Genomic DNA, 24,973 nt, shown 5'->3' on the forward strand with positions numbered 1-24,973 from the left:
AACGCCATCGCCGGCTATTCGCATGACAAACATGGTCGCTGCCATGCGATTCCCTCTCAACGCCCGATCCTGCTACTTAGTCGCTATCTCCGATTTTCGTCAAAGCAAATATGTCGCCGCCCAGGCGCGGCCGCCTCATCGCAAACTGAATGCCCTTGAGGCTTCGTAGAGCGAAGGCTCGACGGAGCGCGAAAGCGAGGTCAGATTGCGTCTCAGCGTCGATGTATCGGCCGAACCGATCAGTACGGAGGCCACAGCCGGATTCTGCAGCGGGAACTGCAGGGCGGCAGTGGCGATATCGGTTCCGGCCTCCGCCGCCAGCGCCTCTATTCTGCCGACGCGTTCGAGAATATCGGCATCGGCCTCCGCGTAATCGAAGCGCGCGCCGGGAACCGCCCCGGTTGCCAAGATGCCAGAATTGAATACGCCACCGACGACAAGCGATGTGCCGCGCTCTGCGCAGAGCGGAATGAGCCTTTCCTCCGCCCGCCTGTCGAGCAAGGTGTAGCGTCCGGCGATCAGAATGCAGTCCAAATGGGTCCGTTCCAGCACGTCGAGACAGACGGCGACTTCGTTGACACCCAGCCCCCATCCCTTGATCACGCTGCTTGCCTTCAGGTCATCGAGAACGGCGATGCCGGAGCGTGTGAACGCCTGCATGTGGCGGGCATTATCGTCCTCGCCGTGGGCGTAGGTGCCGATATCGTGCACATAGAGGATATCGAAGCGATCTAGCCCGGTGCGCTTGATGCTGGCCTCGAGGCTGCGCAGGATGCCGTCTCCGGAATAGTCGAATTCGATCGCGCATGGATGGGCGCCGACGAAACCATGGGAGGAAGCGGCGGAAGCCGGTGCCGGCTGCAACAGGCGCCCGACTTTAGTGGAGATCACATAGTCGTCACGCCGCTTGCCGGCCAGGAAGCGGCCCACACGCTCTTCCGACAGACCCGCGCCGTAGAAGGGTGCCGTATCGAAATAGCGAATGCCCGAATGCCAGGCGAGGTCGAGCGTCGCCTGCGCCGTCTCTTCGCTGCACTCGACATAGAGGCCGGCGATCCCCGCCGCGCCGAAGCCGACCTCCGTCAGATCCAATCCCGCCGATGTAATTCGCCGCTTACGCATAGCGCCTATCCCCTCAATCCAGATGGAAGACGCTCTGGAGGAAGCTCCACCATTCTCCTCGCCGCGCCGTCGCCATCGGCTGCTGACACGGATCGGTCAACGAAAGCCAGCGCTTCGTCACATCCTTTGCGCCAAGCACTGCCATATCAGCCTCGAAGTCTTCGCCCAGATATTCCCAATAGCCGAAAAGTAGGTTCTCCGGCTCCTTCAGGAAGATGCTGTAATTGCGGATATTTGCCGCCGTCAGCGCAGCATTCATCTCCGGCCACGGAGCCGCATGCAAGGCCTTGTATTCGGCTATCTTTTCCGGCTTGAGGCCGATCACCATTCCCATGCGCCGAACCATCAGCGAATTCTCATTCCGTCCATGGTGAACAGCCGCGTCTTTTCCATGTCGAAACGCAACGTGAGAGCGTCTCCCATGCGGGCCGTTACATCGCGCTTCTCTGCGACGATCGTCTCGCCCGTTGCAAGCTTGCCGTGAACGAAGGCGGTGCCCCCTAGCTTCTCGACCACTTCGACTATGGCCGGCAGCTCGATACCGTCAGCCTCATCCAGATGTTCGGGGCGAATGCCGAGCTGCAGCATGTCGCCCGGCTTCAATGTCGAAGTCAGACGCGGGGCTGCAGCCTCGATTTCGCCGAAATGCAGCGCGCAGCCATCAGGGCCGACCTTTGCCTTCAGGAAATTCATCCTGGGAGAGCCGATAAAGCCGGCGACGAAGGCGTTGTCCGGGTCCTCATAAAGCTCCATCGGCGGACCGACCTGCTCGACGCGCCCTGCTCGCAACACCACGATCTTCTGCGCCAAGGTCATTGCTTCCGTCTGGTCGTGGGTGACGTAGATGATGGTATTTCCGAGCGATTGGTGCAGCTTGGCGATCTCGACGCGCGTCTGAACGCGCAGTTCAGCATCGAGATTGGAAAGCGGCTCGTCGAACAGAAAGACATCCGGATTGCGCACGATGGCGCGGCCGATAGCGACGCGTTGGCGCTGGCCGCCGGAGAGCGCTGCCGGCTTGCGGTCGAGCAGCGCTTCAAGTTGCAGTATGGCGGCAGCACGCTTAACCTTTTCGTCAATTTCCGCCTTCGGGCGATGGGCCATGCGCAGACCGAAGCTCATGTTATCAGCGACGGTCATGTGCGGGTAGAGCGCGTAGGACTGGAAAACCATGGCGACGCCTCGCTGCGAAGGCTCGGTATCGTTCATGCGTTTCCCGCCGATGAAAAGGTCACCGGAGGAAATCTCCTCCAGTCCGGCAATGCTTCGCAGCAACGTCGATTTTCCGCAACCGGATGGGCCGACGAAGACGGTGAACTCGCCGCGTTCGATGGTCAGCGATACGTCATGAAGAACGTCGATGGCGCCGAATTTCTTGCGGACATGGTCCAATACGATTTGCGACATTATTCAAAGTATCCGTTTCAGCCTTTGACGGCGCCGACGGCGATGCCGTTGACGATCTGCCTCTGGAAAACCACGTAGATGATGACGATGGGGGCGGCGGCGAGCACGATACCCGCGGTGAGCAGCGGGACATTTGTGGTGTATTCTCCGCGCAGCGCCGCAATGCCGACCATGACCGTGCGCTCCTTCTGCAGGACCAGCAGCGAGATCAGCACGTCGTTCCAGCAATAAAGCGTGTTCAGGATGCCAAGCGTAATCAACGCCGGCTTGCCCATCGGCAGCATCACATTCCACCAGATCTGCAAAATGGTCGCCCCGTCCATTCGGGCGGCCTCGACCAGCTCCCGCGGCAGGCGGGAATAGAAGGCAGTCATCATGTAGACGCTGAAGGGCAGAAAGAACGCGGTATAGGAGATGATCAGCCCGATGCGCGTATTGACCAGATCGAGCGCGATGATCGTGCGATAAAACGGCACCAACACCACCTGCACGGGGATCATCAGCGAAGCGAGGATCACCATGAACAGGAACCGCCGGAAGGGAAAACGCAGCATCGCAAGCGCAAAGCCGGCGAGCGAGGAGACGACCAGCAAAAGCAGGACTGCACCGCCGGTGGTGATGACCGAGTTGACGAAATAGTCGCTCAGATGCGCCCGTTGCCAGGCGGTCACGAAATTGTCGAAGGTCGGTTGGGTCACGAGGCCGAAACGGTCGAGGATGTAGCCCTTGTTGGTCTTCAGCGCGTTATTCAAGGAAAAGAACACCGGATAGACGCAGGAGAGCGCCAGCAGCGTCATCGGCACGCAGGCAATCCAGAGCAGCCTCTTCTCCCGTTTCGCCAAGATGGACATGATCGCCCCCTCACAAATTCGCGTTGCGGGACATGATGCGGATCTGGAGATAGGCGAGACCCGCCATCACCACGAACAACACCATGGAAATCGCCGCTGCATAGCCCGGTTGGTTCATCTTGCCCTGCTCGAGCCAGATCAAGAATTCCGGCAGCGTCGTTGCCGTGCCCGGCCCGCCGGCGGTCAGCACATAGATCAGCCCGAACATCGACGTCAGGACACCGATCGTCGTCACCACGGCGACGAATTCGATGATCGGACGCAGCGCCGGGATGATGACATGAACCCAGATCTGCACCGGTTTGGCGCCGTCGAGTCTCGCTGCCTCGATGAGCTCCTTGGAGACGGTGGAAAGGCCGGCCATGAAGATCAGCAGGCTCATGCCGAAGGTTGCCCAGAGCTGCACCGCGATCAGGCTGCCGAGCGCGGTGGCACCGTTGCCGAGCCAATCGACGGGGATGAGACCGAATGCCTTGAGGAAAGCATTGAGGCTGCCATCGAAGCGCAGCACGACATTGAAGATCGATCCGATGATCACCGTCGAGAGAACGGCAGGGAAGAAGTAGACGGCGCGGAAAATCTTCCCACCCGGTACACCCTGATGGATGAGGATTGCGAGCAGCAGCGGCAACATCACCCAGATCGGCAGCGTGGCGATCAGGATCAGCGTATTTTCAATGCTGTCGCGAAAAGCAGGATCGTTGGCGACAGCGACATAGTTGTCGATGCCGACAAAGGCGGATTTGCCGAAGCCGTTAGAATTGGTGAAGGAAAGGACGAAGCCCCAGGCGAGCGGAAATATGCGGAAGAGGCCGACAAGTACAATCGCCGGCAATACGAACAACAGTCCGATCCGTCTTTCCGCCTTGCTTCCCACTCGAATAATTCCTTCTCAAGACAGCCGAACCGAAACGTCAGTCCCGGCCGGCCAGTCATTCCATTCTGTGGCTATTTGCGAGCATCCGCCTGCACGGAGTCCATGCGCGCCGCAGCAGCCTCGACGGTTACGTCGCCGTTCAACAGCAGCTGGCTCTGTCGGTGCCATTCCTCCAGCTCTTTGGCGGTGGCGTTGGCATGGGCCGTCGGCACGCCATAAGTCTTCAGCCAGCCGAGAATGGCCTTGGCGGTCGGGCTTTCCACCTTTGTCGTATCGACGCCGGTGTTGGAGGCAATTGCGCCGGTATCGCTGAAGAAAATCTGCATCGGCGCGGGCGACGCCAATTCCCTGGCGAATTCGATGGCGAGATCGGCATTGGCCGAGGCCTTGTTGACGCCGTAACCGATACCGCCGGAAACGGGCAACATCGGATCGCCTTCCTTCTTGTCGGCGGCAACCGTCGGCGACGGCAAGCGGAAGACTCCATCATTGTCAGCGCCGAGAAAATCGTCGAACTGCTTCCAATGCGCCACATCCGAAATCAGGCCGATGGTATTGGCCGCCTCGCCGCGCATGAAGCTTTCATATTCGTCCATGAATTTGGTGGTCGAGTTCGGCCCATCCTGGAACCAGCCGGCCTTATTGGCCTCGACCCAGCTCTTCAGGATGGCTTTCACCTGCGGGCTCGACCATTTCAGCTTGCCATCGGCGAAATCCTGCTGCTCCTGAGCCGTCCATTCGTTGGCGGCCATTTCCGAGAACCAGAATTCGGCGCCGTAACCTTCCTTGTTGCCCATGGAGAAACACGGAACTGCGCCCTTCGCCTTGATCGCTGCGCAGACTTTCGACAGGTCGGCCCAGGTCTTCGGAGGGTTTTCGGGATCGAGACCTGCATCCTTATAGAGCTTCTTGTTGTAGTAGATGACGAAGCCCTGGATCGACAGCGGAACGGCATAGATGCTGCCGTCGGTGTCGGTGAATTCCGGCCAGCCGACCACTGTTTTCTTCAGATCGGCGACCTTGTTGTTGAGCTTCAACAGCGCCGGAATGCGAGCCTTGGCTTGCGCGCCGCCATTCATCAGAAAAAGATCGGGGCCGGCATTGGAGGACAACGCCGTGCCGAGGAGCGTGTAATACTGATCGAGCGGCTGCATCACATATTTGATGGTGACGCCGGCATGGTCCGCCTCGAAATCAGTCTTGGCCTTCTCGTAATAGGCAGCGGCGGCAGGGTCACCGGACTTCCAATCCCAGACAGTGATTTCCTGAGCCATTGCAGGCGCAGCCGCCAGGACCGTCCCTACCAGAAGCATAGCCGAAAACTTGATAAACATCTCAGTTCCTCCCACAGACCGATGGCGAGCCTTGCGGCCCGGAAATTTATTTCGTCAGACTTAAACGCGGATTGGCGGGTGCTTCACCCAGTTGATCGCGCGGCAAAAGCTGTGGCCGCGCCCAATCGCGCCGTGCGGCTTCACTCAAAACAAGGCCATGCCCCGGCCGCTCAGGCGCATAGGCGTAACCATCGCGAATCTCGATGGGTTCATCGACCAGATAATCGAAATTCTGGAAGGAATATTCCAGCCATTCGACCTCCGGCAGAGCCACGGCCATGTGCACGCCGATCTCCAGGAAGGTGTTGCCGAGGCTGACCGGAATGCCCATGTCTGCCGCCAGCCAGCCGATGCGCATCACATCCGATACCTGGCCATGGACGTTGAGAATATCGGTGCCATGCGCTTCGAGCAGCAAGCGCTTGCCTTGCAGGTCGAGATATTCGCCGGAGTTGATCTGCGTCCAGGACACTGCATGCCTGAGCATGCGCAGGCCCTCATAGTCGTGGCGCAGGATCGGGTCTTCGACCCAGAGTAGATCATGGCCGGCACGGCGGATCACCTCCAGCTTCATCAGCGCTTCCTTGGATGACCACCCCTCATTGGCGTCGATCATCACCTCGGAGCTGGCAGGCACCACCTGCTTCAACAGCGCCAGACGATGCAGGTCGCGCTCGAAGTCGGCATGACCGACCTTGATCTTGAAGGCGCGATAGCCGATCGCGGCGGCATGAGCGAAGAGCGCCTGATAATCGTCATCGGACAGATGGAAATCGAGGCCGCTGGCATAGGCCTTGACGCGGTTGCGGCGGCTTCCCAGGAGGGTATGTAGCGGCAGCCCCACTTCCTTCGCCGCCAGATCCCAGAGCGCTACCTGCAGCGCCTCATGGAAGGGCAGCGATGTCGCCCGCTGATTGCCGCCGCGCGGGCGATTGACCCGGTGCACCAGTGCAATCGCTCTCTGCCTTTCCAGGCCCGGCCAGACCTCCGTCGCGAAAACGCGTTCGATCTCTGCCTGGTCCGGCAATGGCGAAAAAAGCGTCTGGATAAAACCGAGCCCGACCTGGCCGCTATCGGAAACCAGTTCCAGCGCTGCTACATTCGCATCATCGGCGCGCACTTGGCTGTCGCCGATGATGCGATCGCGGGCGAACTGGAATCGGGTGATGCGAAAAGCTGCAATGCTCATGGGGATTGGACTTTGATCGATTAAAATGTTTATCTGATCTATCAGATGTGCAATGTAATATGGCAAGCGCGAGAACAGTGCAAGTGGCGAAGAGAACAAAAAAAGCAATCGATCCGAGGATGTGTCACCGGCCAGGCGCCTGAGCGACGAGGCCTACGACCGGATATTGGAGGCGCTGTTCGAGCGCAGGGTGCAGGCCGGCGCCTTCGTGTCGCAAAGCGAACTCTCCGAGATCGTTGATGTTCCTGTTGCGCCCCTGCGCGACGCGCTGCGCATGCTGGAAGCCGAAGGCATCCTGAAAATCCATCCACGTTCGGGTATCCAGTTCGTCCGGCCCGGCCTGGAACTGACACGCTCAACATATCAGTTCCGCTCCATCCTTGAGCGCGCCGCCATCGAGATTTTCGCCGAGCAGGCTGACGAGGCAGAGATCGACGCGATCCATGACCGCCATATCACCCTGATCGTCACCATCGAAAAAGACGGGCTGGGGCCGGACCAGATGAAAGACGTGGAGGCGTTGGAAAGGATGCTGCACAATGCGGTCATCGCCAGCCTGCGCAATCCGCTGATCGAGACAAGCTACCGGCGCATGCACAACTACCTCCGCCTGCTGCGGCTCGACCGCAGGCTCACCGCGCCGGTAGTGTTGCGCACGCTCCGCGAGCATCTCGACATCCTCCTTGCCTGCAAGGCACGAGATGCGAAAGCCGCCAAGGCGGCGCTTGACGCCCATTTTCAGGCCGCCATGCAACGCAATCTCGGCTTTATCTGATGGGTTGAGCTGGATCCGCAGCCATCAATGCATCACCCAGCCGCCATCGACGTTCAGCGTCTGGCCGGTCACGAAGGAGGCAGCGTCCGAGGCGAAATACATCAACGCATTGGCGATGTCTTCGGGGCTGCCACGCCGCTTGATTGCCTGATGATCCAAGACAAAGCGCGTATAGCCGCCGGGATCCGGATGAATTTTCTCGGCATCGGTCGGGAATGCACCGGGTGCTACGGCATTGACGGTAATGCCGTAGGCGCCGAATTCCCGCGCCCAGGCGCGGGTCAGCCCGATCAGCGCGCCCTTCGATTGCACATAGGGCGAAAGGTTGGCCCAACCGCCATAGGCGGTGACGCTGGCGATATTGATGATGCGGCCCCAGCCCTTGGCGCGCATATGCGGCAGCGCGACCTGCACGCAGACGATGCCGGCATCGACATTGACGCGCTGCACCGCTTGATGCTCCTCGAGCGTATAGTCCTCGAAGGGCTTGGAGGGGTAGATCGCCGCATTGTTGATGACGACATCGAAACCGCCGACCTCTGCCGAGATCGTCTCCAACTGATGCCTCAGATGCGCAAGATCGGAAAGGTCGAGCGCCTTCACGGCCAGCCCCTTCAAACCTTCCTTCTCGGCCAACGCCTTCAGATTGGCGATCTTGTCGGGATTGTTGTCGATCGCCACCACGCGGGCACCCGCTCGCAGGAAATTCAGCGTCGTTTCCGTGCCGAGCCCGCCGGCGGCTCCGGTATAGAGAATGGTCTTGTTCGCGACAGACATCATCGCCGGCGCCTCCTCACGAACGCCCGCCGATCGGCAGATGGTTGCCGGACAGTTCTGGAAACTCCTCGACCGGCTGTTTTGCCAGACCCGCGATCCGCTTTTCGCTCGCCGCAATCGCTGCCGCGTCAGGCAGGATACGGAAGGTGCTATCGTAGCGGCGTTCCTCGCCATGCTCCAGCCAGATCAACTCGCCGCGTTCGCGCGCAGCACCATGGCCGAGCACATGGTTGGTCGAGGGTTCGATTCCGAGGGCATATTGTCCGGCCTGCAGGTTCTGCCACTCGTACATGCAGGGAAACTGGTCCTTGCACGTCACCACTTCGAAGCCGATGCCCAGCCGATCGTTGACCAGGGCAACCGGCACCTCGCCATTTTGATCGGCCGCCACTTCATGTTGCCAGACCTGCTCGTGGAAATTCATCTGCGGCGCGGGCATGCTGTGGTAACCGACGCCCTGCTTGCGATAGTTTTCACCGGCATGCGCCGCCCAGACGACGTCCCTGATCGGCGCGAGATAGCGCGAGCCCTCGGCCAGCACCGGATGGCCGGCGTTGATATGGTAGCAATACATATGCGGCGTCCGGTAGAAGCCGCGATTGACCACCCGGTCGGTGAGCTTGATATCGTTGCTGCCCACTTTGATCTCGATGCGGCGCACGAGTTCCAGATGTTCGCCAAAGACAGTGCCTTGCGACACCGTTCCTTCGCACCATAAAAAGCAGTCGTCGCCCTCCCAGCGCTCGCCGTAGCCGGAGAGCTTGCCGGGGATCGTGCCGATGCGGCCGTGGATCGAGTGGCTGACGGTCCTCCTCGGACCGTAGATATAATGATCGGCCGGCTCGTCATACATGAAGAGAATGTGGTCGAGGCCGCAGGTTATCATCAGGCCGGAGAAGGAGCGCAGCCAAGCCAAACCGCCCTCCCCCTCATATTCGGCAAGGCTTGGATGCTTGAAGCCGGCTGGAGAATGCCAGCCGATCGCCATGCCGCGATAGTCGCAATCGGCGATATCGAAAGCACGGTCGATCAGCACCGTGAAGCGCAGGCCGCTGCCGCTGCGGAACTCCAGCATGCGAATGCCACGCTCGACGCCATCGCCGAGCGTCATCAGCCGCACGCCGGCAAATTGTGACAAGGCCCCCGCGCTGGCCGTGATGTCGCGGCGCGATTTCGTCTCTCCGTATAAGTCGACCATTATGTCATCCCGTCTATCGGTATTGTAAGAGACGGCCGGGCCATCAAACCCGGCCGCGATATAATCAGAAACCTAGAGCACGCAGTTTACCGTCAAGAAACTTCTTGGCGCGCGGCACATCCGATTCATCGAGATGCTCGATGATGATCGAGATGTTCGGATGCTTCTGCGCCAGGCGCTTCAGATAGAGGTCGTAGTTTAGCGCACCGAGGCCGGGTGCGGGCAGTTCGATTTCGCCGACGCCGCGAAAGGTGTGGCTTTCCAGCGCGTCGTCGTCGCCGATATCGGCGTGCTTTTCGCTCTTGTCGGCGCCGGAACGCTTGACGTCCTTGGCATGGCCGATCTTGATCTTGTCCGACAGCGTGTCGAAGACCTGATTGAGAATTGCGTCCATCCGGTCGATATTATGGGTCTCGAAATAGTTGGTCGGGTCCATCAGCAGACCGAGGCCGGGATGATCGACCTGGGCGAACATCCGGACGGTTTCCTCGACCGAACCGACGACATTGTTGACATAGGTTTCGAGCAGGAAGACCGCGCCATGGTCATAGGCATGCTGGGCGAGGTCGGCGATGACCTTGCGGCATTCCTCAAAGCCTTCCTCGGTCTTGTTCTTCGGATGATGCACCCAGTCGGACTCGGTATTGTAGGTGCCGGTCTCCGAGATCACATAGGGCGTGCCAAGATATTGGGAGTGGCGGATGATCTCCTTGAGATAGCCGACGCGGCGCTCGCGCTCAGCCTTGTCCGGGTGGATGATATTGGTATAGCCGGAAATGCAGGAGATCGGCAGATTATGGTCGCGAAACGTCTCGCGGATGCGAACACATTTGTCCTTGGTGATCTGGCCGGCCGAGACGTCGACATCCTTGAAATGCATGTCGAGCTGCACGGTATTGAAATCGAGTGCCCGGATTTTCCGGGCGGTCTCTTCCAGGCCATATGGAAAATAGCCGGTGAAAATACCTGTCTGCATCATGGTATGGTTCCTCCCTTGGATTTCATGAGTTGATCGAGATTTCGCTGAGCTTGACCGCCCGGCCGCTGTCCATCGAGCGATAGCCGGCTTCCACCAGCGCCATGGTCTTGACGTTGTCGGCGACGGAAAGCGCCGGCACCTCGCCGGTCTTGACCGCATATTGCAGTTGTTCCATCACGCCGATGAAGGCATGCGGAAACCACATGGTCTCCCATGTCGGCGTGACCCATTTGCCGCCCGTGGTTTTCTTCGAGGCATAGGTCAGCGTCGAGGGCGAACCGTCCGGCCAGCCGATCGTGCCTTGCGCCACGCCCGCCATGCCCTCGACACGCCATTTGATATAGATGTCGCTGTCGAAGCCCTCTTCGCGCGGACCTGACCAGACGTCCTCCATCGACACCGCCAGCACATTGCCGGGAAACTTCAGCGTCGAAACGGTAATGCCGTCCTTGTGCTCGAACGCCGTGCGCGGGTCGGTGCGGCCGACGGTGAAGATTTCCTCGGGGTCGCCGAACAGGAAACGCAGCACGTCGAGATGGTGTACGCTCATATTGGCGAGCGTCAGCCGGTCATAGTCTTCTAGGAAACTCTGCCAGTGCGGAATGGCCCGCATCTCGATCGTGGCGATCACCACATCGCCGAGCTCGCCCTTGTCGAGGATCTGCTTCAGCACGCGCATCGACTGGTCGTAGCGCATGTTCTGATTGACCGAGAGGACCTTTCCGGCCCGGGCGGCTTCATCCCGCAATTTCTTTGCTTCATCGAGGGACAGCGCCAGCGGCTTCTGTGCCAGGATCGCCTTGATATGCGGTGCTGCCAGCGCCTTGCGGATCAGGTCCGGCTGCTGGTCCGGCGGGAAGGCGATATCGATGATCTCGACCAGTTTGTCGGCGATCAGCTCTTCCGGAGTCGCATGCGTGGTCGGAATGTTCCAGCGCTCGGCAACCGCCTTGGCCTTGGATTGCGTCCGCGAAGCAATCGCAACGACGGGAAAACCGGCCTGCTTATAGGCTGCCAGATGGCATTCCGCCATGATCATCCCGGCGCCGATGCAGCCGATCCTGTAGTCCCGAACCCTAACCGGCGGATCGGGGATGAACCCTTTGCTGTCAGTCATTTATTCCTCCCAATGCTCGATCTTCGTTCATCGGCCAAGCGCTCCGCCCGCCTGGTCGAAAAAATGTATTTTTGCCGGATTGCAGCTCAGCGCGACGGCGCTGTCCAATTGCACCTGCGGCTGGCCACGCATCAGCGCGCGTAGCTTTTCGCTGCCCGTATCCAGCGTCACGACAGTATAGCCGCCAAGCGGTTCGACCTCGAAAACCGTGGCCGGCTTGCCTTCATGGTCTGCCCGCCAGGGCTCGACCTTCAGGTCTTCGGGCCGAATACCGATGCGTGCGGTGCCGGTGGGCGTCCGGTCGCGTGGCAACAGAATGGTGCCCTGCGCGGCTTCCACCCGCTCGCCGGTCGTTGCTGCCATGATGTTGATCATCGGCGCGCCGAGAAGCTGCGCCACATAGCGGCTGACCGGCGCATCGTATATCTCGACCGGCGTTCCGATCTGGCGGATTTCGCCATGCTCCAGGATCGCCATGCGGTCGGCGACCGACATCGCCTCCTCCTGATCGTGGGTGACATAGATCAGCGTCTGCCCAAGATCGCGCTGGATGCGTTTCAGCTCGACACGCGTCTCCTCGCGCAACCGCGCATCGAGCGCTGAAATCGGGTCGTCCATCAGATAGGCGATGGGATCACGGACCAGTGCGCGGGCAATGGCAACGCGCTGGCGCTCGCCGCCAGAAAGCTGTGACGGCGGCTTGTGCAGAAGGTGGCCGATATGCAGCTTGGCGGCGACGGCATCAACACGCTCCCGGATTTTGGGCTCCGCCACCCTGCGCTCGACCAGCGGAAAGCGGACATTGTCGCCCGCTGTCATATGCGGAAACAGCGCCAGGTTCTGGAACACCATGGCGACATTACGCGCCGCCGGCGAAACATGGTTGACAGGCTGACCGTCGATCAGCACCTCGCCCTCATCGGGTGTCTCCAGCCCAAGGATCAATTTCAGGATCGTCGACTTGCCAGAGAGCGGCGGCCCGAAGAAGCAGAAGAATTCGCCAGCCTGGATGTCGAAGGACGCATTGGCGACGGCGACGGTCTTGCCGTAGCGCTTGGTAACATTGCGGAAGGATATGCCGGACATCGTTCACACCTCCCGGATCGCCATGCCGCTTTCGGCATCGAAAAGACGCACCGATCCCGGGTCGACGACGATATCAGCCGTTTCGCCTGCCTGCAGGCCGACATCATTGTCGAAAACGGTTTTCACCCGCTGCTCGCCGTCTCCGAGATGGACGACCGTACGCGCGCCGATACGCTCGACAAAAGTGACCTTCAGCGCCAGTCCATTGCCCGGACCGACAAGCGAGACCCGTTCCGGCCGGAAGCCATAAACGACCGCCTGCACCCCATTCTTTCGCGCTGCGGCGGCAAGGGCCGGCGATAGAGGCGCGCTGTGCCCAAGAGGGTCGAGATCGACGACGAGGCCGCGGTCGGACTCTGCCAGAGTACCCTTCAGCCGGTTCATTCCCGGCGAACCGATGAAATCGGCGACGAAAAGATTGACCGGATTGTTGTAGACCTCGAGCGGCGTGCCGACTTGCTGCAGCACGCCGTGATCCATGACCGCAATGCGATCAGCCATGGTCATTGCCTCGAGCTGATCGTGGGTGACATAGACCATAGTCTGCTTGAACTGCCGCTGCAGATGTTTCAGCTCCGTGCGCATGACCGCGCGGAAAGCGGCATCGACATTGGACAGCGGCTCATCCAGCAGAAAGATCGCCGGTTCCATGATCGCCGAGCGCCCGATTGCCAGCCGCTGCAGGATATTCACCGACAGTTTGGCGGAGGGCTGTTTGAGAAGCGGCGTCAGTTGCAGGAAATCGGCGATAGCCTTCACCCGCCGGTCGATTTCCGCATGCGCCAAACCCCGCATCTTTAGGCCGTAGGCGAGATTGTCGTAGACATTCATATGCGTGAAGATCGCGTAGTTTTGAAAGACGAAGCCGACGCCGCGCTTGCCCATGGCAACGCCGTTCATGTCCTTGCCGTCGAAAAGGATGCGTCCTTCCGAGGGGCTTTCCATGCCGGCAATCATGTTCATGGTCGTCGACTTGCCGCAGCCGGACGGTCCGAGCAGCGCCATGAACTCGCCGTCGCGAATGTCGAGGTCCATGGTTTTCAAGGCGGTGAAGCTGCCGAAACGCTTGACCAGATTGTGAAGATGGATCGCGGTCATGCCGTCGCCTCCTTTTTGGCGGCGTTCATCCGGCTGATCGCCAGCGACACGAGAATGGAGAGCACGATCAGGATGACGAGCGCGATGGCCGCGACATAGCCCCAAATCAGATCCTGCTGCGTGACCTTGTAGATATAGACCGAGATCGTTTCGGTCGCGACGCCGGGGCCGCCGCCGGTCATGATGTAGAGCGTGTCGAAAATCTTGAAATTCTCGATGACGCGGATGGCGAGCGCGATGATGATGATCGTCTTCATCTTCGGTAGGACGATGGTGCGAAAACGTTGCCACCAAGAAGCGCCGAGCAAGGTCGCCGCCCGCATCTGGTCCTCCGGCACGCCGACGAGACCAGCGAGCAGGATCAGAAACATCAGCGGCGTCCACTGCCAGATGTCGGCAATCATCACCGCGATCAGCGCCGTGCCCGGGCTGGAGAGCCAGGCAAGCGTGATCTGTGTCCCCGTCAGCGTAGACAGGATGTCGTTGACCGGACCGCCCGACTGGAACAGCATGAAAAACATATATCCGGCGACGGCAGGGACCACCATCATCGGGATCAGCATGACGGAATAGAAGAACCGCTTGCCGGCAAAATCATCCATGAACAGGATGGCAAGGCCGAGACCGAGCAGGAACTCGGCTGGTACGCAGACGATCATGATCAGCGCGGTGCGCCCAAGCGCACTCCAGAAGCGACCATCGACGGCGAGATCGGTGTAGTTAGCAAAGCCATTCCAGAGCTCATAGGCGCGCCACCAGCCGGTGCCTTCAAGCGGCGACCAGTCGGTCAGGCTGATATAGAGCTGCATCAGCAGCGGAAACAGCGCGATGAACAGCACCAGGATCTGCGCCGGCAGCGTCAGCACAAAGCCGAGGCGGCGTCCATCTTCCGCGTGCACTGCCGATTCTACGCGTCTGCCTGCCACGGGCACTTTCTCCTCGGTTGCAAGCGCGCTCATTGTTTCAGCGCTCCAAAGGTCAGGCCGCGTACCAGATGGCGCTGGATGGCGATGCCCATGATGACGGGCGGCACGGCGGCGATGAGGCCAAGTGCCGCCTTGGCGCCGTAGAGCTGACCGGTCATCGACGAGGAGAGCGAGGCCATGTAGACCGGGATGGTCACCCATTCCTTCGTCGTCAAAAGCAGCGCGATCAGATAGTCCGACCAGTTCAGGATGAAGACAAAGAGAGCGGCGCTTGCCAGCGCAGGCCGCATCATCGGTAGGGTGATCTTCATGAAGACGCGGAAGCGCGAGCAGCCCTCGACCAATGCCGCATCTTCGATTTCGCGCGGCATATCGTCGAAGAAGGTCTTCATCAGCCAGAAGGCGAAGGGCAAGGTGACGATGCCGTAGATCAGCGCCAGCCCCCACCAGCTATCCATGATGCCGAGAAAGGCCCACATGATCATGACGGGGATCATTACCGCCATCGGCGGAAAAAGCCTGAGCTGGATCAGCGCCAGCGGCAGGTTCTGTCCGGAGCCGAAACGCGACAGGCCATAAGCGGCCGCGGTGCCGCAGACCATGGCAATCAGCGTGCCGAATACGGCGGACAGCAGCGAAGACAGGATCGGCTTTCCGGCGGTGCGGTCGAGCGCCACGATCAGATCGCTGGTCGACGTACCGAAAATGAAGCGGAAATTATCAAGCGTCGGATGCTTCGGCCACCAGGTGAGATCGCCGCCGCTCGCCGACCATTCGGCAATAGGCTTGAATGCCATCGACGCCATCCACAAGGTCGGCACGAGGGTGACCGCGAGCGCCGCCAGGATGGCGCAGTAGCGGAAGATTTCGAAGGGTAAAGAGCGGTTCATGGCAATGTCTGCTGAGAGTAATCCGAAATATCCGGGCGGGCTGAAGCCGCCCGGATATCGAAGCGACTGGCTGGCCTAGCCCTGCAACGGGTCGACGACGGTCGGCCATGCCTGCTTGTTGGTCTTGATCGCCTCAATCAGCTTGTCTTCGCCGATACGGCGGGCGATCCGCGTCCATTGCTTTTCGGTATCGGCCATCGCCTGTTCCGCGGTCTTCGTCTTCGTCAGCGCGGCGACCAGATTTTCATCGAGCGCATTGTGGAAGGCGGTGGCGCCGGGATAGTTGATCGACGGTACCGTGCGGCTGACCGTCTCGCGCACCACATCCATGTGATAGGCGTGATAGGTCTCGCGCACGAGCGGGTCGGCGAAGTTGGCGAGCTGGAACGGATCGAAATAGCCGCTCGGATTGGCCGTCATCCATGAATAGATGCGGCTGGAGCCGAGCCATTGCAGCAGCAGATAGCAGGCTTCCGGATTTTTGCTTTGCGACGATATTGACGCGGAAAGATTGAGCCAGAGCACCGAGCGGCGCACCAGTTGGCCGTCGATCTCGCGGCCGGGCGGCAACATCGAGCCGACCTTGCCGGTGATCTTCGATCCCTCGTTCGATTTGTTGTCGAGGAATTTCGGCAGGTTGGAAAAGGCACAGGTCATGGCCGCACCGCCGCCGGCGAAATTGCCGTATTGTTCCGGCCAGCCCCAGGAGATCGCATCCGGGGAATGGTAGGACAGCGCGTCGATATATTCCTGCGTCGCCTTGTGCCCGGCGTCCGAATTGATCAGTGCCTTGCCGTCATCGCCGAAGAGATATTGATTGGGCGAGGCCATCGATGTGAAGCGCTGATACCAATTGGTATAACCCCAGCCCTGATTGCGCAGGTCGGTGCAGCCGAACAGCCCCTTGTCCGGGCGATGGAAGAAGGCGGCGATTTCGTCGAGCTGCTTGAAGGTCGTCGGCGGCACCAGCGGGTAACCGTGCTTGTCTGCAAAAGCCTTCTTCTCGGCCTCGTCATTGAACAGATCGGTGCGGTAGTTCCAGACCTGAAAGTCGCCGTCGAGCGATACGCCATAGGTCGAGCCGCGATATTGATTGAGCAGCGACACGCCCTTCTTGCCGTTGACGTAGCCGCGCTGCGGATCGTCCCATTCCGGTTTGTGAGCGGCGACATAATCGTCCATCTTGATGATGCCGCCGGTTTCCGCCAGATCGCCGAGCCGGTTCCACTCGACGGCGTAGATGTCGAAGGAGCCGCCCTTGGTGGAGATGTCCTGCATCGTCTTGGTGAATTCCTGGCCGTTGGGCACGCCGACGATGTCGAGCGTGATGCCGGTTTCCTTCTCCCACAGCTCCTTGATCGACGGCGCGCCTGCCGGGAAGGGCTTGGTCAGCTGGCCGATCGAGCCATCGGAAAGGCCGAGAACGATCTTGGTCGGAGCCTTGCCGGCACCCTTCATCGCCTTGATGGCCTCGATCGCGCGGCCTTCCGGCGTGTCCGGCCCGTACTGATAGCGCTCGGCACCATCGAAGCCGGTCGGGCCGCCAATCATGCCGGGCGCCAGAGCATCGGCAGCATAGGCGCGGCCAGGGCGGATGAATTGCGGGGCGATGCCCGCGGCGGCAGTCAAGGCAAGCGCCCGGCCGCCAGTCGCCAACAAGTCGCGGCGCGACATGCGAAACAGATTTGACATTGTGGTGATCCCTCCCGTCGGCAGCTTCCTCCTCTGCCGATCGCTGAGGATTATTGACGCCACAAATGATCGATGTCAACATCATAACAAATCATATTACATCATTTCTCATCGAATAGCGCGCAGGTATCATGGTTCAATGAAGCAACAATGGAATAATTGCGCGAAAAAACCAGTGTAGAACAAGGGGATAGTTTGCGAAATTCGAGGCCTGCAGCCATCTTCCCCTTGCATCTCCCGCGAATAGAAATACATCATTTCCCATCATTGCCGTAGAAGGGAATCGATTTGCGATCGACATTGACCGACATTGCTCGCGAGGCTGGTGTCTCCAGCGCCACGGTGGACCGGGTGCTGAACAATCGCAGCGGCGTCAAGGAGCGAACCCGTGAGGTGGTGATCGAGACGGCGAAGCGGCTCGGCTATCTCGCCGGCTCCGACCTGACCCCGGTGTCGCCGCAAAACCGCATCCGGCTGGATTTCGTCCTACCAGCCGGCACCAATACATTCATCGCCAATCTTCTGGCACAGATCGAGCGGCAGGCGGCCCGGCAGCATGATCTCGATGTCCATATCCATTCGATCGAGGGCTTCAATCCCGATACGCTGGCCCGGACCCTTCACGATTTGCAGGGAAAGACACTGGGGGTCGGTGTCATCGCGCTTGACCATCCGACGGTGCGCGAAGCCATGCGCAGCCTTGCTGCTTCCGGCGTTTCGATCGTCACGCTTGCGTCCGATATCCTGCATGTACCCCGCATCGGCTATATCGGCATCGACAATCGCGCCGCGGGCCGCCTTGCCGGCTATCTCCTCGGCCGTTTCCTCGGCGGCGGCGTTAGACACAAAGTCGCGCTTTTTGCCGGATCGCTGTCCTACCGTGGCCACGAAGAACGGGAGATGGGCTTTCGCCACATCCTGGGCGAGGATTTTCCAAATCTGGAAATCGTCGAACTGCGAGAAATTCGCGACGACCGTGAGAGGGCCTATGAGGAAGCCGTTTCACTGCTGAAGCGCCATCCGGATCTTTCCGGCATCTACAATATCGGCGCCGGCAATCAAGGCATCGGGCAGGCACTGATCGAATCCAACCGTGCGGGCCAGATCATTTTCATCGGCCACGAATTGACGGACCACAACAAGGCATTCTTGCTGGACGGCACCCTGGACGCGGTCATCGACCAAAATCCGCGCGTCGAAGCCCGTGAAGCTCTCGCCATGCTGAGCCGCACGATCCGCGGCCTGCCGATGGACTATCATCCGCCACGGCTGCAGGTCATTTTTCGGGAAAACATCCCCGAGAGCTGAGAGCAGGCCGCACCATGCTGCCACCGGACGAAACTCGCCTTCTGAACCGAGACGGAGACGATAGGGCCGGGGTTATCCCACGCCAGCCACAGTTGTCGTCATCACCATCCAGATTGACACCGAAGCGGCGCTCCCGGCGCTGGACTTAACGTTATATATGATGGAATATAACGAGAGATCATGTTCAGCAGGGTGGTTGCCCTGGGGAATATTCGAAAGGAATCGGTCGATGGCCAATCTCGGATTGAACGTACCCCGCGCCGTCTCGTTACGTCAGCAGGTGACAGACGGCCTGCGAGGATCCATCCTCTCCGGCAAGCTGCGTCCAGGCCAGAAACTGATCGAGCGCGAGATCTGCGAGGAGATGCGGATCAGCCGCACAGTGCTGCGCGAAGCTTTGCAGCATCTCGAGGCCGAGGGCATGATCGTCAATACCCCGCCCAAAGGCCGCGTCGTCGTGAATATCAGTGCTGAAGAAGCGCAGCAAATCTACGCGGTACGTCAGGCGATCGAATGGCTGGTCGTCGACGGTTTCAGCCGCAACGCAACGGAGCTGCAGGTCAGGCAGCTTCGGGAAAAACTCGATCGGTTCGACTCGCAGGTGGATCCTGAAGACATCCTGGCGGTCGAGGACGAATTCACCGCCAGGCTGCTTGAAGGCAGCGGCAACAGGGTTGCCGCCGATATTCTTTCACAGTTGAACAACCGGATCACTGTCCTGCGCCGTCTGTCGGTTGTCGACGGGCTGGCCGTAGACAAACGGCACACTGAGCTGGGCGCACTCATGTCGGCCATCGAAGCCCGCAGCGCGAACAGCAACATACGCTCCGTGCGACAGGCAGCGCCGGCCGCAGCAGAGTAACGGGAACATCCGCCACGAACTGTCTATTTGTCAGTTGATCTCGACGCCACCGAGGCTGGCAACGGCCCGCCGTGTCATGACCGCGACGAGATGGGCGCGATATTCGGCCGAGGCGTGCATATCGCCCATCATATCGGCGGGATCCGGCAGGAGTCCTTTCAGGGCTTCCGGAGCGAGGTGAGCCGTCAACGCGTCCTCCGCTGCCGTCCAGCGGAATACGCCGGAATTGCCGGCGCCGGTGATGGCAACCCGGACATGGCCATCGCGATGCTTGGCGACGAACGCTGCTGCCAGGGCATAACGCGAGGCGGGATTGCGGAACTTGGCGTAGCCGGCAATTTCCGGAATCTTGAATTCCAGCCGGGTGAGAATCTCGCCCTCTTCCAGCGCCGTCGTATAGAGGCCGGCAAAATAGCCGTCGGAAACGATGGCGCGCCTGTCGGTGTGGATGGTCGCATCGAGACCGAGCACGGCCGACGGATAGTCGGCAGCCGGATCGTTATTGGCAACCGACCCGCCGATCGTGCCGACATGGCGGACCTGGACATCGGCGATCGAGCCGGCAAGACCGCTTAGCGCCGGAATGACCGCTGCGATCTCCTTCGAGGCCGCAACGGCCGCGTGCGTAGTCGCGGAGCCGACAATGACGCGGTCGGCTTCGATGCGGACGCCGCAAAGCTCCGGTATCCGCCGCACATCGATCAGGTTGGCGGGTGCGGCAAGCCGCCCCTTCATGGCCGGGATCAGCGTGTGGCCGCCGGACAGATAGGCGGGCTCGTTGGCACCGGAAAAGGTCTCGACCGCCTCTGCAAGCGTCTTCGGCCGATGGTATTTGGTCTCGTACATATACATGGCGTTGCCTCGGCTCCCCTGGCTTACTCGGCTGCGACGTGATGCTCGCCGCGGTATTTTTCCGCCGCCATCAGGACTGCCTCAACGATGTTGTGATAGCCCGTGCAGCGGCAGAGATTGCCTTCGAGCTCGTGACGGATCGTCTGCTCGTCGAGCACGCCATCATGGCGACGGATCATGTCGACCGATGCCATGATCATGCCCGGTGTGCAGAAGCCGCACTGCAAGCCGTGGCATTCATGGAAAGCAGTCTGGACATCGTGCAGCCGATCGCCTGTCGCAAGCCCCTCGATGGTCGTCACCGAGCTACCGTCGGCGGCGACTGCCAGGATGGTGCAGGATTTGACGGCGCGGCCGTCGAGTATGACGGTGCAGGCACCGCATTGCGTCGTGTCACAGCCGACATGAGTGCCGGTCAGCCCCAGATGATCGCGCAGGAAATGGACCAGCAGTGTGCGATCCTCGATCTCCCTAGTCTGCGGCGTGTTGTTGATGGCAAGTGTGACGGTGGACATGGGTAACCTCGATTATTTCAATGGATAGCCACGGCGACGACGACGGCGGCGATCACGACGACGGCAAGCCCGATGAGCAAGAGCGTGGACTTGTTGGACGCGCTCGGCTGTGCAGTGGAGGACGGAGCGGCAGCAGCAGGCGCGGTAACTGCTGTCACGGGCTCCGGATTGCCATCGACGATGACCGTTTCGTGTGCCGCCGACCTTTGTTCCGCGGCGGCAGGCGCCGAAGCACGGGCAGCGAGACTCGCGAAGAACTCGTCAGCCAGCTTCTTTGCAGTCGAGTCAATCAGGCGGGCGCCAAGCTGCGCCAGCTTGCCGCCGACCTGTGCCTTGGCTGTATAGGAGAGGATCGTTTCACACTCGGCCTCGGCAAGATGCACATCCACGCCGCCTTTGGCGAAACCCGCCACGCCGCCCTTGCCCTCGCCCGAAATCGTGTAGCTCTCCGGCGCCTGGATATTGCTGAGCTTCACCGAACCGTCGAAGGTTGCTTTGATGGGTCCGATTTTTGTGGTGACGCGTGCGGTAAAGCCGTCTTCGAGGCTGCCATCAAGGCTGTCACAGCCCGGAATGCAGTCCTTCAACACCTGCGGGTCGTTGATCATCGCCCAGACATCACTGCGTGACGCCTTGATGCGGTATTCACCCTTGAGGTTCATGGATCCCCTCCTTCGCTATCGTTCTTGTCATCGATTGCCGGTGGCGGCCTCGTAATAGGAAAGGTCCAGATATTTTGCCGCGTCGGTCAGCACCTTGCCGCCTTTGCCGAAACGCGAGCGCAGATCGAGGACACGCATCATGCCTTCGGGCAGGATCCTGGCGTCCGGCGTCAGGCCGGAGCGCGGCGACAGCAGGCTTGCCATGACCGACTGCAGGGCGGCCGGCTGGATCTCCGGCATCTTTGCCTGCAGGATCTGTTCGGCCTCGGCGCGGTTCTGCGGATCGAGCGTCCAGACAAGCCCCTTGAGATAAGCGCGAATGAAGGCCTTCGCCGTTTCCGGATTGGCGCTCGCCCATGACCGCCGCGCTGCGACGGAACCACCCTGGTAGCTATCGAAGATTTCGGTCGAAAGACCAAGCACGTTGAAACCCGCTTTGCGCGCGATGCTGGTGAAGGGCTCGATGGTGAGCGTCGCGGCATGCTCGCCGCCCTTGACCGACTGCCAGCGCTGCGGCGTCGCACCTACGGGCACGAAGGTGGTGTCTTCCGGCTTGAGACCGGCGCGCGCAAACATCTCGTAGAGAACGAAGGCGAAGCCGGTGGAGAGCGCGTCGAGCGCGATCGTGCGGCCCTTGAGATCGGCATAGGTTTTGACATCAGGTGCTGCGACGATCGCAAGTTCCAACTGCGTTGCACCCATGATGACGACGTAGTCCGGATTGACGGCGGCACCGGCCGGCCCCTGGCCCTCGCCATAGGCGACGACATTGTCGAATGCGGTGAAGATGACGTCGAACTCGCCGGCAGCCGTGCGCTCCGCTTGCGCAACGGAGTTCGGCGTCAGCGTAAGCTCGATCGCAAGTCCCTCTTCGGCGAAGAAGCCTTTTTCGACAGCCGCGAAGGTCGGCAGGTTCGGAGCGCCGGGAAAGGCGATGATGCGGATGGTTTGAAGATCGGTCATAATCGAAAATGCTCCTGAATTACTCAGCGGCCGCCACTGCGTGATCCGCGCGGCTGGCTTGCTGGATCGCTGTCCAGACGGTGAAGGGTGTCAGCGGCATGGGAACCTGGGTGACACCATAATCCTTCAAGGCGTCGATGACCGCGTTGGTCACGGTCACCAGCGCCGGCGTAGTGCCGCCCTCGCCGCCGGCCTTGATGCCGAGCGGATTGGTCGGCGAGATCACTTCGGCAATCTCGCAGTTGAAAGACGGCAGATTGTCGAAACGGGGCATGCCATAGTCCATCAGCGAGCCGGCCAGCGGCTGGCCGGTTGTCGGATCGATGGCGCAGAGCTCCCACATCGCCTGGCCCACACCCTGCGCGATACCGCCATGGGTCTGGCCATGGACGATCAGCGGATTGATGCATCGGCCGACATCATCGATGGTGGAATAGGCTGATATCTGCACGTGACCGGTTTCGGGATCGACCTCCACTTCGCAGATGGCGGCGCCATTCGGGAAAACCGGCGTATGCATCTCATTGTCGCGGCCGACGCGAAGCGGTCCGGCGGTCTCGCGCGTCTGACGGGCGAGGGCGAAGATGTCGATCGCCTCATTGGTACCGCTGACCTTGAAATAACCGCCCTCGAAATCGATCGATTCGACCGCCGTCTCGAACAGTTCCGCAGCGCGGCGACGGCCTTCGGCAAGCAGATCGGCAGACGCGATAGCCATGACCGTGCCGGCATGGCGCATCGAGCGGCCGGAATGCGAGCCGCCGCCGACGCTGACGATATCGGTATCACCGAAGACGATCCAAACTTTCTCAACCGGCACCTGGATCATGTCGGCGACCACCTGGGCGAAGCTCGTCTCATGGCCCTGCCCGCTCGGCTGTGTGCCGATGACGACTTCAACGGTGCCGTCGTTTTTGATCTCGATCTCGGCGCGTTCTTTCGGCGAGCCGATGGAGGATTCGACGTAATTGGCGAAACCGCGGCCGAGCAGCTTGCCGCGCCGCTTCGCTTCCGCACGCCGGGCCTCGAAGCCGTTCCAGTCGGATATCTCCATGGCGCGGTCCATGTTGTTTTCGTATTCGCCGCTGTCGTAGATCGAGCCGACGGCATTGGTATAAGGCATCGCCGACGGTGGGATCAGGTTCTTGCGGCGCAGTTCCAGCGGATCGAAACCGAGTTCGCGGGCGGCGATCTCTACCAGCCGCTCGATGGCATAAGTGACTTCCGGGCGGCCGGAGCTACGATAAGCCTGCGTGCACATGGTGTTGGTGAACACGGCGCGGGCGCGCAGCGCGGCATGCGGAATATCATAGCAACCGGTGATGAGGCCCGCCCCCTTACTCAGCGGCGAAAGCGACACGCAGCGCATGCCGACATTGCTGAGATTGTCGGCGCGCATGGCCAGGAACCTGCCGTCCTTGGTCAAGGCCAGTTCGACCTTGGTCACGAGATCTCGGCCCTGGTAATCCGTCAGAAACGCTTCCGAACGCGTCGCGGTGAACTTGACGGGACGGCCGACCTTGCGCGAGCCCCAGAGCACGAGGCCGAATTCGACATAGGCGCGATTGCGCGCGCCGAAATTGCCGCCGACATCGAAGGAAAGGACGCGCAGGTTTTTCGGCTCGATGCCCAATACTTTGGACAGTTCGCCCTTCTGCCGCACCGCGCCGCCGCTGCCGGCATACAGCGTATAGCGGCCGGTCTCGACGTCGAAATGGCCAAGCGAAGAGCGCGGCTCGATAGTAACAGCCGTGACGCGGTCGATGTGGAAATCAGCACGGACGATGTGATCAGCCTTGGCGAAGGCGGCATCGGTCGCGTCCCAGTCACCGAACTTCGTCTCGATGAAGATATTGTCGGGCACCTCGTCCCAAACAGCTGGTGCGCCCGGTTCGGCTGCCGCCGCAGTGCCTGTGACATGCGGCAGTTCTTCATAGTCGACGGCGACCTTCTCGGCCGCGTCGATGGCCTGCGCCGCCGTCTCGGCGATCACCATGGCCACGGCCTCGCCGACATGGCGGGCCTTGTCGTTCGGCAGAAGATAATGTGGGCCGATGAACGGCTTGCCGCCATCCGGCGCGGTGAGCTTCATATCGAACTTCGTCGAGGGAACGGGGCTATGCGGTAGCGGCGCAATCCCGTCGTCCAATACGTCCTGACCTGTCAGCACCGCCAGAACGCCCGGGCTTTCCAACGCTTCCGACGTATCGATGCCGAGAATGCGGGCGTGCGGGTAAGGCGAACGCACCATGGCCGCATAGGTCTGCCCGGGCAGGCTGAAATCATCCGAGAAGCGGCCTTTGCCGGTGATGAGGCGCCTATCCTCCTTGCGCGGGAGCGGCTTGCCGACATGGCGGAATAGCGCCTCCTGCACCAACTTCATCTCCGGGGTCACCGCGGGATAGCTGATTTTTTCCTGTGGGCTTTCGCGATCAGTCGACGCAGTTTGCTGGAGTAGGCTCGCCATAAAACCTCTTCGATCCCATTGACGCT

The 24,973-nt window shown here is 60.6% G+C and carries 24 protein-coding genes; 3 read left to right on the top strand and 21 right to left on the bottom strand.

The genetic code is table 11. From position 1 onward, the window contains the following. Positions 1 to 135: 135 nt before the first annotated feature. From CCGE525_RS33095 to CCGE525_RS33125, 7 genes are all read right to left on the bottom strand, one after another. Positions 136 to 1,122 carry an aldo/keto reductase gene (locus tag CCGE525_RS33095; RefSeq protein ID WP_120708388.1) on the bottom strand — a complete coding sequence of 329 codons (987 nt, stop codon included), beginning with the start codon at positions 1,120 to 1,122 and terminating at the stop codon, positions 136 to 138. Positions 1,123 to 1,135: 13 nt separating this feature from the next. Then, a complete protein-coding gene (locus CCGE525_RS33100) occupies positions 1,136 to 1,468 on the bottom strand; it encodes an L-rhamnose mutarotase (protein WP_120708389.1) in 333 nt (110 codons plus the stop codon). Beyond that, entirely contained in the window at positions 1,468 to 2,529 is a 1,062-nt protein-coding gene (locus CCGE525_RS33105) for an ABC transporter ATP-binding protein (RefSeq protein ID WP_120708390.1), read from the bottom strand. The genes CCGE525_RS33100 and CCGE525_RS33105 overlap by 1 nt, the downstream gene beginning before the upstream one ends. A gap of 17 nt (positions 2,530 to 2,546) precedes the next feature. Further along, positions 2,547 to 3,380, bottom strand: coding sequence for a carbohydrate ABC transporter permease (locus CCGE525_RS33110; protein ID WP_120708391.1), 834 nt, complete (start codon positions 3,378 to 3,380; stop codon positions 2,547 to 2,549). 10 nt (positions 3,381 to 3,390) lie between these two features. Then, the gene (locus CCGE525_RS33115; RefSeq protein ID WP_245472240.1) at positions 3,391 to 4,257 is read right to left on the bottom strand and encodes a carbohydrate ABC transporter permease; all 867 of its coding nucleotides are present in this window, start codon (positions 4,255 to 4,257) and stop codon (positions 3,391 to 3,393) included. 71 nt (positions 4,258 to 4,328) lie between these two features. Further along, positions 4,329 to 5,591, bottom strand: coding sequence for an ABC transporter substrate-binding protein (locus CCGE525_RS33120; RefSeq protein WP_120708392.1), 1,263 nt, complete (start codon positions 5,589 to 5,591; stop codon positions 4,329 to 4,331). A gap of 46 nt (positions 5,592 to 5,637) precedes the next feature. Beyond that, on the bottom strand, positions 5,638 to 6,780 hold the full coding sequence (locus tag CCGE525_RS33125; RefSeq protein WP_120708393.1) for an enolase C-terminal domain-like protein: 1,143 nt from the start codon (positions 6,778 to 6,780) through the stop codon (positions 5,638 to 5,640). A 139-nt stretch (positions 6,781 to 6,919) separates the two neighbouring features. Between CCGE525_RS33125 and CCGE525_RS33130 the strand changes: the two genes are divergently transcribed. After that, entirely contained in the window at positions 6,920 to 7,555 is a 636-nt protein-coding gene (locus tag CCGE525_RS33130) for a GntR family transcriptional regulator (RefSeq protein ID WP_120708767.1), read from the top strand. 24 nt (positions 7,556 to 7,579) lie between these two features. Here the strand turns inward: CCGE525_RS33130 and CCGE525_RS33135 are convergent, their stop codons facing one another. From CCGE525_RS33135 to CCGE525_RS33175, 9 genes are all read right to left on the bottom strand, one after another. Then, positions 7,580 to 8,332 (bottom strand): SDR family NAD(P)-dependent oxidoreductase, encoded by a 753-nt coding sequence (locus CCGE525_RS33135; RefSeq protein ID WP_120708768.1) that lies wholly within the window; start codon positions 8,330 to 8,332, stop codon positions 7,580 to 7,582. Between the two features lie 16 nt (positions 8,333 to 8,348). Continuing rightward, positions 8,349 to 9,530: an aldose 1-epimerase family protein gene (locus CCGE525_RS33140; protein ID WP_120708394.1), complete on the bottom strand. Its 1,182-nt coding sequence runs from the start codon at positions 9,528 to 9,530 to the stop codon at positions 8,349 to 8,351. 64 nt (positions 9,531 to 9,594) lie between these two features. Next, entirely contained in the window at positions 9,595 to 10,509 is a 915-nt protein-coding gene (locus tag CCGE525_RS33145) for a sugar phosphate isomerase/epimerase family protein (protein WP_120708395.1), read from the bottom strand. A gap of 22 nt (positions 10,510 to 10,531) precedes the next feature. Beyond that, positions 10,532 to 11,626, bottom strand: coding sequence for a Gfo/Idh/MocA family protein (locus tag CCGE525_RS33150; RefSeq protein WP_120708396.1), 1,095 nt, complete (start codon positions 11,624 to 11,626; stop codon positions 10,532 to 10,534). Between the two features lie 27 nt (positions 11,627 to 11,653). Further along, a complete protein-coding gene (locus tag CCGE525_RS33155; RefSeq protein ID WP_120708397.1) occupies positions 11,654 to 12,712 on the bottom strand; it encodes an ABC transporter ATP-binding protein in 1,059 nt (352 codons plus the stop codon). A 3-nt stretch (positions 12,713 to 12,715) separates the two neighbouring features. After that, positions 12,716 to 13,810 (bottom strand): ABC transporter ATP-binding protein, encoded by a 1,095-nt coding sequence (locus tag CCGE525_RS33160; RefSeq protein ID WP_120708398.1) that lies wholly within the window; start codon positions 13,808 to 13,810, stop codon positions 12,716 to 12,718. Next, positions 13,807 to 14,769: a carbohydrate ABC transporter permease gene (locus CCGE525_RS33165; protein WP_120708399.1), complete on the bottom strand. Its 963-nt coding sequence runs from the start codon at positions 14,767 to 14,769 to the stop codon at positions 13,807 to 13,809. Before CCGE525_RS33165 ends, CCGE525_RS33160 begins: the two co-directional genes overlap by 4 nt. Further along, positions 14,766 to 15,626, bottom strand: coding sequence for a carbohydrate ABC transporter permease (locus CCGE525_RS33170; RefSeq protein ID WP_120708400.1), 861 nt, complete (start codon positions 15,624 to 15,626; stop codon positions 14,766 to 14,768). Before CCGE525_RS33170 ends, CCGE525_RS33165 begins: the two co-directional genes overlap by 4 nt. 75 nt (positions 15,627 to 15,701) lie before the next feature. Further along, positions 15,702 to 17,318, bottom strand: a complete 1,617-nt coding sequence (locus CCGE525_RS33175; RefSeq protein ID WP_120708401.1) for an extracellular solute-binding protein — start codon at positions 17,316 to 17,318, stop codon at positions 15,702 to 15,704. Positions 17,319 to 17,606: 288 nt separating this feature from the next. Between CCGE525_RS33175 and CCGE525_RS33180 the strand changes: the two genes are divergently transcribed. Next, complete coding sequence (locus CCGE525_RS33180; protein WP_120708402.1) at positions 17,607 to 18,626, top strand: LacI family DNA-binding transcriptional regulator; 1,020 nt, start codon at positions 17,607 to 17,609, stop codon at positions 18,624 to 18,626. Between the two features lie 229 nt (positions 18,627 to 18,855). Then, positions 18,856 to 19,488: a GntR family transcriptional regulator gene (locus tag CCGE525_RS33185; protein WP_162950374.1), complete on the top strand. Its 633-nt coding sequence runs from the start codon at positions 18,856 to 18,858 to the stop codon at positions 19,486 to 19,488. Positions 19,489 to 19,518: 30 nt separating this feature from the next. Here CCGE525_RS33185 and CCGE525_RS33190 read toward each other — a convergent pair whose 3' ends face one another. From CCGE525_RS33190 to CCGE525_RS33210, 5 genes are read right to left on the bottom strand one after another with little or no spacing between them, the layout of a single operon-like run. Continuing rightward, positions 19,519 to 20,334, bottom strand: a complete 816-nt coding sequence (locus CCGE525_RS33190; RefSeq protein ID WP_120708769.1) for an FAD binding domain-containing protein — start codon at positions 20,332 to 20,334, stop codon at positions 19,519 to 19,521. Between the two features lie 29 nt (positions 20,335 to 20,363). After that, positions 20,364 to 20,855 carry a (2Fe-2S)-binding protein gene (locus CCGE525_RS33195; RefSeq protein ID WP_120708404.1) on the bottom strand — a complete coding sequence of 164 codons (492 nt, stop codon included), beginning with the start codon at positions 20,853 to 20,855 and terminating at the stop codon, positions 20,364 to 20,366. Positions 20,856 to 20,872: 17 nt separating this feature from the next. Then, on the bottom strand, positions 20,873 to 21,517 hold the full coding sequence (locus CCGE525_RS33200) for an SRPBCC family protein (RefSeq protein WP_120708405.1): 645 nt from the start codon (positions 21,515 to 21,517) through the stop codon (positions 20,873 to 20,875). Positions 21,518 to 21,544: 27 nt separating this feature from the next. After that, complete coding sequence (locus CCGE525_RS33205; protein ID WP_120708406.1) at positions 21,545 to 22,480, bottom strand: ABC transporter substrate-binding protein; 936 nt, start codon at positions 22,478 to 22,480, stop codon at positions 21,545 to 21,547. Positions 22,481 to 22,499: 19 nt separating this feature from the next. Next, a complete protein-coding gene (locus CCGE525_RS33210; protein ID WP_120708407.1) occupies positions 22,500 to 24,947 on the bottom strand; it encodes a xanthine dehydrogenase family protein molybdopterin-binding subunit in 2,448 nt (815 codons plus the stop codon). Positions 24,948 to 24,973: the final 26 nt, after the last annotated feature.

It is taken from the genome of Rhizobium jaguaris (assembly GCF_003627755.1).
In the GTDB taxonomy this organism is placed as follows: Bacteria; Pseudomonadota; Alphaproteobacteria; order Rhizobiales; family Rhizobiaceae; genus Rhizobium; species Rhizobium jaguaris.